At 57.7% G+C, this 8,576-nt stretch carries 9 protein-coding genes; 2 read left to right on the top strand and 7 right to left on the bottom strand.

Annotated features, from left to right (window positions below):
- Nucleotides 1-54: 54 nt before the first annotated feature.
- On the top strand, nucleotides 55-807 hold the full coding sequence (locus GBM95_RS10145; RefSeq protein WP_152158988.1) for a PD-(D/E)XK nuclease domain-containing protein: 753 nt from the start codon (nucleotides 55-57) through the stop codon (nucleotides 805-807).
- A gap of 48 nt (nucleotides 808-855) precedes the next feature.
- Here GBM95_RS10145 and GBM95_RS10150 read toward each other — a convergent pair whose 3' ends face one another.
- The gene (locus tag GBM95_RS10150; protein ID WP_152158989.1) at nucleotides 856-1,428 is read right to left on the bottom strand and encodes an NAD(P)H-dependent oxidoreductase; all 573 of its coding nucleotides are present in this window, start codon (nucleotides 1,426-1,428) and stop codon (nucleotides 856-858) included.
- A 165-nt stretch (nucleotides 1,429-1,593) separates the two neighbouring features.
- Nucleotides 1,594-2,532, bottom strand: a complete 939-nt coding sequence (locus GBM95_RS10155; RefSeq protein WP_152158990.1) for a DMT family transporter — start codon at nucleotides 2,530-2,532, stop codon at nucleotides 1,594-1,596.
- A gap of 456 nt (nucleotides 2,533-2,988) precedes the next feature.
- On the opposite strand from GBM95_RS10155, the gene GBM95_RS10160 reads away from it, so the two are divergent.
- Nucleotides 2,989-3,567, top strand: a complete 579-nt coding sequence (locus GBM95_RS10160) for a TMEM165/GDT1 family protein (protein ID WP_152158991.1) — start codon at nucleotides 2,989-2,991, stop codon at nucleotides 3,565-3,567.
- Nucleotides 3,568-3,575: 8 nt separating this feature from the next.
- Here the strand turns inward: GBM95_RS10160 and GBM95_RS10165 are convergent, their stop codons facing one another.
- From GBM95_RS10165 to GBM95_RS10185, 5 genes are all read right to left on the bottom strand, one after another.
- Complete coding sequence (locus GBM95_RS10165; RefSeq protein ID WP_152158992.1) at nucleotides 3,576-4,808, bottom strand: MFS transporter; 1,233 nt, start codon at nucleotides 4,806-4,808, stop codon at nucleotides 3,576-3,578.
- Between the two features lie 118 nt (nucleotides 4,809-4,926).
- A complete protein-coding gene (locus tag GBM95_RS10170; protein WP_193222661.1) occupies nucleotides 4,927-5,631 on the bottom strand; it encodes a PD-(D/E)XK nuclease domain-containing protein in 705 nt (234 codons plus the stop codon).
- 91 nt (nucleotides 5,632-5,722) lie between these two features.
- Nucleotides 5,723-6,718, bottom strand: a complete 996-nt coding sequence (locus tag GBM95_RS10175) for an AAA family ATPase (RefSeq protein WP_193222662.1) — start codon at nucleotides 6,716-6,718, stop codon at nucleotides 5,723-5,725.
- 257 nt (nucleotides 6,719-6,975) lie between these two features.
- Nucleotides 6,976-8,094, bottom strand: a complete 1,119-nt coding sequence (locus tag GBM95_RS10180; RefSeq protein WP_152158995.1) for a M20 family metallopeptidase — start codon at nucleotides 8,092-8,094, stop codon at nucleotides 6,976-6,978.
- A 125-nt stretch (nucleotides 8,095-8,219) separates the two neighbouring features.
- Entirely contained in the window at nucleotides 8,220-8,477 is a 258-nt protein-coding gene (locus GBM95_RS10185) for a LuxR C-terminal-related transcriptional regulator (RefSeq protein ID WP_152158996.1), read from the bottom strand.
- Nucleotides 8,478-8,576: the final 99 nt, after the last annotated feature.

The raw sequence follows: 8,576 nt of genomic DNA on the forward strand, positions 1-8,576 counted from the left end.
GCAACTAACCTTTAGATTTCAGTTAGTTGCCTTAAATCAAAACTAAGCCGGGATATGAATTTCTTTCAGACTCTGTTAACGGATTCCTGGGAATTCACGTGGTACGAAAGCGGCGGACAGCCGACACTTCTTTTGAAGTATCTGAAGAGCCATGCTCTCACGTCTCCCGACTTGTTCGACCGCCCGATTGGAATCACGCTGGATGAACTCTCAGCATCCCGAAATGTCAACGACTTGTCAGTTACGGCACTGCTTGTCCAGGCAGGATATCTCACCATCAAAGACCAGCTTAATGCTGCGGAAGTCGAGCTCGGGTACCCGAACCAGGAAGTAAGGCTTTCAATTGCCAGGCTCTATGCGGACGAGATGCTCCGGAACGTTAATCGACTTGAGGTCGGCGTATCGCGGCTTGAAAAAATGCTCGATTGCGAAAATGTTGATACCGTTGTCAACCACTTCAACGCAGTTCTTAACGCGATTGATTATCGGCAGTTCCCTATCCGAGACGAAGCTTCCTGCCGCAGCCATATCGAAGTTCTTCTGATGGGCGCCGCCATGGCAACGGATGTTGAGAAGCATTCTGCCCTGGGGCGAAGCGATCTTGAGGTTCGTACACAGAATCGTCACTGGGTATTCGAATTCAAGTTTGCTAGGAAAGCCAGCGAAGTTTCGAGGTTTCTTGCGGAAGCGGCGGAACAGCTCCTCACACGCCGATACGGCGAAGCGCCTCATGGCCGAGAACTCATCCGCGTTGCGCTGGTCTTTGACGCCGAAAAACGTGCATTCACGGCGTGGGAAAGTGTTTGAAAAATCCAAAAGCGGCCTCCGTCAGGGAGGCCGTGAGAATAAAGACAATCAGCCGAAGAGCTTCGTGAGGTGCGCTTCCCAGCGCTTCATGTCGGCTTCAATGGTCGGGTGCTTGAAGACGTCGTTGACCATGAAGCTTTCGCAGGGCTTCATTCCGAGGAATTCGAAGGTCTTGTGGAGCGGCATGAAGAGGCCGTCGATGCCCTTGCCTTCGAAGAACTGGTCGGGATCGGTGAAGGCTTCAAGAGGCGCGTTCCAGGTCGAGGAGAGGAGGTAGCGCTTCGAGGTGAGCTTCCCGCCCGTACCGTACTTCTTCTGCGGATCCTTGCGGCTTCTGCCGTCGCCGCCGCAGAGAATCGGGTCGACGAAGACGTCGTCTTCGTATTTCTTAAGCTGCCAGGGCGTGCTCATCCACCAGCCCGGCGTCTGAACGATGACGGCGTCCGCACGCAGAATCTTCTCGGCCTCCTCGGCATTGTCCCAGCCGTTCTCAAGGCGCGTCTCTTCGACAGAGTGGCCGAGCTTCTTGAGTGTTTCGCGGGCCTTCTCCACCATGGCGGCCGAAAGCGTGCCGCCGTGTCCGAAGTGGGTGCAGCCGGCATTAATGATCAGAAATTGCATATTCCTTCCTTTTTAACCTGGATGTTTCGAAGCCTTCCGCAATCGATGAGAAGGCTTCGAAACTCGACAGTGTTGAACGCCCTCATCTTAATCTAGGGGTTAACCCTTTTCAGAAAATGAGAGCAGAAAAAGGCAGAAACGAGGCAGTTTCAGGCAGGTCGGCACTCACCTGCTTTCGATCTTCTTCTTCCTTTCCGGGAGCTGCGCGAGGACGACGGCAACCGCCATCAGCACGCAGCCGAGACCTTCGCGTGGGGTGAGGATTTCATTGAGAACAACCCAGCCCGCAAGCACGGAAAAGACGGATTCGAGCGAGAGAATGAGGCTCGCAGCGGTTTCGTTCATGCCGCGCTGACCCACGATCTGAAGCGTGTAGGCGATGCCGTTGCTCATGATGCCCGCCCAGAGAATGGCGGGGAGCGCCGCCATGAAGCCCGACATCGTCGGATGCTCGAAAAGCATCATGCTCGTGAAGGCAATGATGGAGCCGAAGAAGAACTGCATCATCGAGAGTTCGATCCCGTTCACTTTCGTCACGAATCGCGAGATCACGAGGATGTGAAGCGAAAAGACGATGGCGCAGAGGAAGATGTAGGCGTCGCCGAGCGCGATCGAAAAGCCTTCAGGAGGAAGACAGAGAAACCAGAGACCGGCGACTGCGATGGCGACGGCGAGCCAGAGCGTGAGCCGCGACTTCTGCCCCAGGAAAAGACCGATCAAGGGCACGAACACAATGTAGAGCGCGGTGATGAAGCCGGCTTTCCCGACTTCCGTGTCGTGCACGAGTCCGAACTGCTGGAGCGCCTCGCCGCCGAAGAGGCAGAGGCCGCAGAGAAAGCCCCCGAGGATGAGGTTCCGGCGGTACTCGGGCGAGCGGCGGCGTTCCGACTCGTCGGGCTGCGAGGCTGCGAGGCGCTTTCGCAGCATGGCGACGATGGGAAGCAGAAAAACGAAACCGAGCGCCATGCGGCTTGCCGTGAAGGTGTAGGGGCCGACCGACTCCATGCCGATCGACTGGGCGACGAAGGAGCAGCCCCAGATGAAGGCTGTGATAAGAAGCAGCCCCGACTGGCGGAGTTCGAAGAGAAGGTTGGGATTAGACATCGCTCAGGATGATGTGGGGAAAGGAAGCGTCGAAACCCGACAGTCTAGCGAACCGCAGTCAATGCGGGCGTCCGCGATATTTCGGCCGTGATGAATTTTCACCCGAGATCAGCTAAAATCCGCCCCAACTCCGCAGGGGAGTAGCTTGAAGGGCGCTTGGATTCAATTTCCCGGGAATCCCGGCAGCCTTTTCGGTCGTCAACATACTTGAGATATTTCCCATCTCATGGCGGCTGAATGAGACCCCGGAGGAATCGTTCCGCTAAAAGAACGGCGCAAATTAATAAGCGCCCGACGGAATGAATTCCCTCTCATAAGCAAGACCTGCGGCGCGGACTCGCTTGCAGACGCTTTAAACCCAGGAAAGGGAGCGGCCTGCGGCACAAGCGATGCCTGCCGCGCCGCACGTCAGCGTGCATTTCCCTTGCCGCGTCGAGCCGCTCCGACCCCAGGAAAATGCTCGAAACCCTCCAGACCATACTGCTCTCCACGGGCGTTGTCGCCGCCGCGGAAATCGGCGACAAAACGATGCTCCTTGCCGTCGTTCTCGCTGCACGCTTCAGAAAGCCTCTGCCGATTATTCTCGGCATCTTTGCCGCAACCTTTCTCAATCACGCCATTGCGGGCGCGCTCGGCGCCGCACTCGCGAGCTTCATCAGCGCGGATCTTTTGAGATGGATCCTGATCGTCTCCTTCATCGCCATGGGCATCTGGATTCTCATTCCGGACAAAATCGAGGAGGATGAGTCCCATGACCGCATGAAGCGCTTCGGGATCTTTACGACGACTGTCGTGCTCTTCTTCCTCGCGGAAGTGGGCGACAAGACCCAGGTGGCGACGGTGGCGCTCGCCGCCCGCTATCCCCTCGAAGCCTTCTGGGTGATCTGCGGCACGACTCTGGGCCTCATGATCGCTGACGCCCCTGCGGTCTTCATCGGCAACAAGCTTGCCGACAAGATCTCGATGAAGCTGATGCGCCGGATTGCGGCGGTCATCTTCTTTGTCCTTGCTGTTGTGGCCTACCTGGAAGGCTGACGCGGATTTCAGCCTCTTTTTGCGCTCCCGAGCCTCAGCGTCTGCAGAACGGCAAGGAGCGCAAAAACCGCGCCGCCCCAGAAGGCGGCTTCCGGGCCGAAGTGATCCCAGAGAAGGCCTGCCACAATGCCGGCAATGAGGATCGCCGCGCCGCTCGCGAAGCTGAAAATTCCGAATGCGGTGGCGCGCTTCTCTGCCGGGGCGGCCTCCGCGATGAGAAGCGAAAAAATGCCCTGCGTGGCGCCCAAGTGCAGTCCCCAGAGCACCGTGCCGGCGATGATGCCGGCGGGCGTGGAAAAAAGCGCCATGACGACGTCCGCGGCGGCAAGAAGGATGAGCCCGAGGGCGAGAAGGTGCGCGGGTTCAAGCCTGTCGGCGAGCTTTCCCATCGGGTAGGACGAGAGCGAGAAGACGAGATTCATCCCGACCATTAGGAGCGGCACCGCTCCCGTCGGAATGCCGCAGTCGCTCGCCCGCAGCACGATGAAGGCGTTGGAGAACCTCGCGAGAGAAAAGACGACGCCAAGGATCACGACGCCGGTAAAAAAGGGCGAACGCATCGCGAGGAAGTCCCGGATTTTTCTCGGCGGTTCCTTTAATGGAGCGCCCGCATCGGCGCCGTTTTCAACGCCGAAGATGATCATCAGGATGCAGAGAATGCCGGGTATGAGCGCAATCCAGAAAATTTCCCTCAGATCCGCATCGGCGAAAAAGAGAAGGAGACTTGCGATCGCAGGACCCACGAAGGCGCCGGCGGCGTCAAGCGACTGCCTGAGCCCGTAGGCTGCGCCCCAGAGCTTTCTGGGCGTGACGGCGGCAACGATGGCGTCCCTTGGCGCGCCCCGGATTCCTTTGCCGATTCGGTCCATGAAGCGGGCGAGAAAGACCACTCCGATTTGGTCTGCGGCAGCAAAGAGGGGCTTTGAGAGAACGCCCAGACTGTAGCCGAGGAGCACAAGGAGCTTATGGTTTTTGAATCGGTCAGCGATGGCGCCCGAGAAAACCTTTGTGATCAGCGCCGTGCCTTCGCCAACGCCTTCGATGAGGCCGATCATCACGGTGCTCGCGCCGAGCGTTCCCGCCATGAAGAGCGGCAGGAGCGCATGAATCATTTCGCTCGAGACGTCCATGAGAAGGCTCACGAATCCGAGCGCCCAGACGGTGCGGGGAATGGCGGCGCGGGGCTTTGCGGCGGGCTCTTTCTGATTCTTGACGGGAAGCGGTTCGGGGATGGATTTCATGGCGGAAAGCTGCGCCGCAGCCGGTGCAGAGGCAATGCAAAAATGATCCTGAAAGGAGCATTCTCGAACACGGGCGTCAAAAACGAGTCAAAAGAGCCAGCTTGCAGTCGTTGGGGATTCAATCAATTTCACGCAGTTTGCCGCCGCCCACTTCGCACTCCTTTCCGCAGAAGACGATGCCGTATGCGTAGTACTTCCGGCACCGCATCCTGCGGAGGCACTCGGCGTACTTCCTCTCGTCAATCTGTTTCAAGGCATTGTCGACGGCATTGAGCATGTCTTCCGGATGAGCCGCGCGCCTGATTTCAATCACTACGCCGAAGCGATTCGGGTTGTTACCGGAGGAGAAGACAATATCGGCGCAGCCGTCGCCCGATTCTGCATTCGACTGAAAGTCGTTGATGCGGTTACTGGCGCAGGCAAAAAGCGCTGAGAGGAAATCATGGCAACAATTTTCTGCCGGTGCTATGGCAGCCGTATCCCGCAAGGAAACATAAATGCGGAGCAGCGGCGCGAGGACGTCGGCCATGCCCGAAGCATTTCCCCAGGCCGCAGCCTCTGCAAGCTTCAACCCGTGAGCAGCGAAGGAGCGATTTTCGATCGAGAATCGTGCCTGCACGCGGTTTCTGAAAGTGTCCCGGATTTCTTCATTGGGAATGCGGAGCAGATATTTCCTGTCCCCAACGGGCTTCGCAATCGCGAGGCAGCCGGTGAAGAGGAGAAGCGTCCAGAAGTCTTCAGATAGATGCCGATTGATGTCGGAATGGCGGAGCTCCTGGTTGATCCGGATTTCTATGCTTCCGCCGTCTATCAGCGTCTGCATCCGCTCCGCGTCCCTTTCTGTCAGAAAGCTCAGAAACTCATCAATGACGTCGCAGCGGCTCGAGCTCGAATCTAGCCGGAAATTGCCGGGCTTAAAGATCCCTGGGATCTGCGCTTGCCAGTGCCTTCTCACAAAAGTTGAGCAGATCCTGCGGACAAAAAATCTCACTGGATCCGAAACAGTAGCCGCCATACCAATGCCTGACGTCTTCCAGGCGGGAGCTCAGACCGTAGTAGTCGAGGAGTGCGCGCACCTCAGGTTCAGTGAAGCCCATAGAGGAAGAGAGGTGCATGTTGTTGGAAGAGACCGTGTTGACGACAACGTTGTTGATGCCTGGAAGGATGCCTTCTTTACTGCCGCAAAGACATCCCGTCAAAAGCGCTTTTTGAAGAACAGGCCGGTGATTTACGAGCGGTCCCGCCTCGGGCTTGAGGATGTCCAGAAAAGCTCTGCAGAAATCGCTCATCTCTGTGTAATAACCATGCGAGACTGCCCTGGCGAGCGGGACATCGTAATCGTCAAGGAAGAGCATTGCCTGCCGATCGAAGTGCTTCGCTAGGAAAAACAGCATGTTCCTGAGGAAGCCTGAAGCGTAGTCGATATTGCCGGGATCCCGCATAAAGTCGAGCGACTGGTATTTGCGGAGCAATTTCTTGTTTTCTTCAGTGAGCCGGGGGCTCTTGAGCAGATAGGCATGTGCCTGAGCTGCCTCAGCGATTATCTGCACAAGAGCCCGATACGCATCTTCAAAGGTCGCACCGTCAACGCCTTTCAGAGAAAGGGCGAGTACCGGCACCTGCCCCATATATTTTCTGCAGAAATCCTGATTTTCAGCGACTTTCAGCCCTTTGAAGTGCTGATGCTGCTTTGCCGTGCTCCCTGGATTTTCCATATCGATTGCCAGAAAGCAATTCAGCGAGTCCAGGAAAAGCGTTTTGCCGAAGCCCTGAGGCCGCGTTATCAAGTCGACCAGGGTGCCGGATTCGATCAGCGGCTGGAAAGCGGCGGTCTTGTCGACGTAGCAGCGGCTGCCTTCAATCAGCGTGATGAAGGAAGAGTTTCCAACGGCAATTGATTTCTTCTTCACGACACAACCTCTGCGGCACAAACTTCCCGAACGATTGAGTCTAACATGCAGAATGATCTGGAAAATATCGCCTCAAGCGAGGTGCCGGCCCGTGGCGCTGATTCATTGAAAAATGACTGCTGGTCTCTCTCCTCACGCGTAGAGTGGCCCCTTCCGCCGTACGGAAAACAGGACGGACTTCTGATTCGGAATTCAGCACTCCGGCGGGTTGCGGCTCCTGAAGACCGCACCAATCCGCCGGAGAAGAAGCGTTGGGATTAAATGAGCGAGAGGAAGCGGCTCAGCATCCTGACGCGGTTTTCAATCGTGTCGATGCGGAGGTATTCGCGTTCCGAATGGAAGCCCGCACCGGCAGGGGCCACGCCGTCAAGCACGGGCGTGCCTGCCTGGGCAATGCGGTTGGCGTCCGAGCCGCCCCCTGCATCAACCCATTTGGCTTCAAAGCCTTCGAGACGGGCAGCTTCCTCGATTTTCTGCACAAGCCCGCGGGTCGCTTCGGTAAAAGGCATGGCGGGCGACACCGATATGCGCTTTGCCTCAACCGTGATCCCGTCGCCCCAGTCCCTGCGGGCAAGCGCTTCGATCGCCTGGTCGAGTTCGTCGCCGTCGCGGTCGTTCCAGCGGCGGGTATCGATTTTGATCGTGCAGGTGTCGGGAACCGTATTGCAGACCGTGCCGCCTTCGATCGTTCCGACGCAGACGGAAGTGCCCTTGCCGTCTAGATCCTGAAGCGCGCTCACCTCGAGCGCAAAGCGGGCGGCGGCGAGAATGGCCGAGCGGCCGTCCTTCGGGTTGTTGCCGGCATGCGCGGAAACGCCGTGGAAAGTGACGGACCAGACCGAGCGCCCCTTTCTCGAGCGGACGAATTCGCCGTTGGCGCGGCCAGCTTCGAGAACAAGCGCCTGCTTCGAGCGCTTTGCCATTGCCGCGAGCCAGTCGCGGGAATAGATGGAGCTGATCTCTTCGTCGGGGTTGTGGCAGACCGCGATGGCTAGGCGGTCGAGATCCTCGGGACGGGCGTTTTTGAGCGCATGAAGAATCGCAATCACGCCCGCCTTGCAGTCGCCGCAACCGGGACCGCGCACGCGGTCGCCTTCAATGCGGAAGGGGCGCTTCGCGACCGTGCCGTCAGGGAAAACCGTGTCGAGGTGGGCGTTGAGCATGAGATCAAAATGCTCGGCTCCGGGCTTATTGGTGGCAAAGAGGCCTTTTCCGGCCTCTGGGCCGAAGTCGACGAGCTCAGTATGAAAGCCCATTTCGTCGTAATGCCGCTGCATGATGCGGGCGACCTTCGTGACGCCTTCGGTCGAGGCGGAGCCGCAGTCCACGTTGACGACTTCCTCGAGATCCTTCAAATATTCCTGAAGCAGACTCATTCCTTTCTCCTGGTCCATTGTTTTTTGAGAATTGAAAGCCCGCAGCCGCGGGGCTTTCTGCCGAAGCTTGAATCATTCTCCTCAATCAGCCGCCCGGGCGCCTTGGACCAAAGTTCTAGCGAAAATCAAAGCTCTCCGATTTCGCGGAGCAGGCTGCTTACTTCGAGCGCTGAACGAACGCCGAGCTTGCGGCAGCCGTTCGAGCGGTGAATCTTGACGGTGTGCTCCTGAATCCCGAGCTTTTCGGCGATTTCCCGGTTGAGAAGATTCTGAGCGACGAGCTTCAGGATGTCTGCTTCGCGGGGCGTGAGGGAATCATAAAGCTCGCGCTTCCCGGCGGATTCAATGGCGGCGCGGCGGCTCGCGACATTGGCTTCAATCATCCTAGGTTCTCGGGTTGATTTTGGGGCTACGCGAATCTGAAATTTGAAAAACTACCGCCAAAGCCGCTAAGCCAAAGGGGAAATTGCTACCAGGGCGAC

The sequence above is a fragment of the Sutterella seckii genome (assembly GCF_009183815.1).
GTDB lineage: Bacteria > Pseudomonadota > Gammaproteobacteria > Burkholderiales > Burkholderiaceae_F > Sutterella > Sutterella seckii.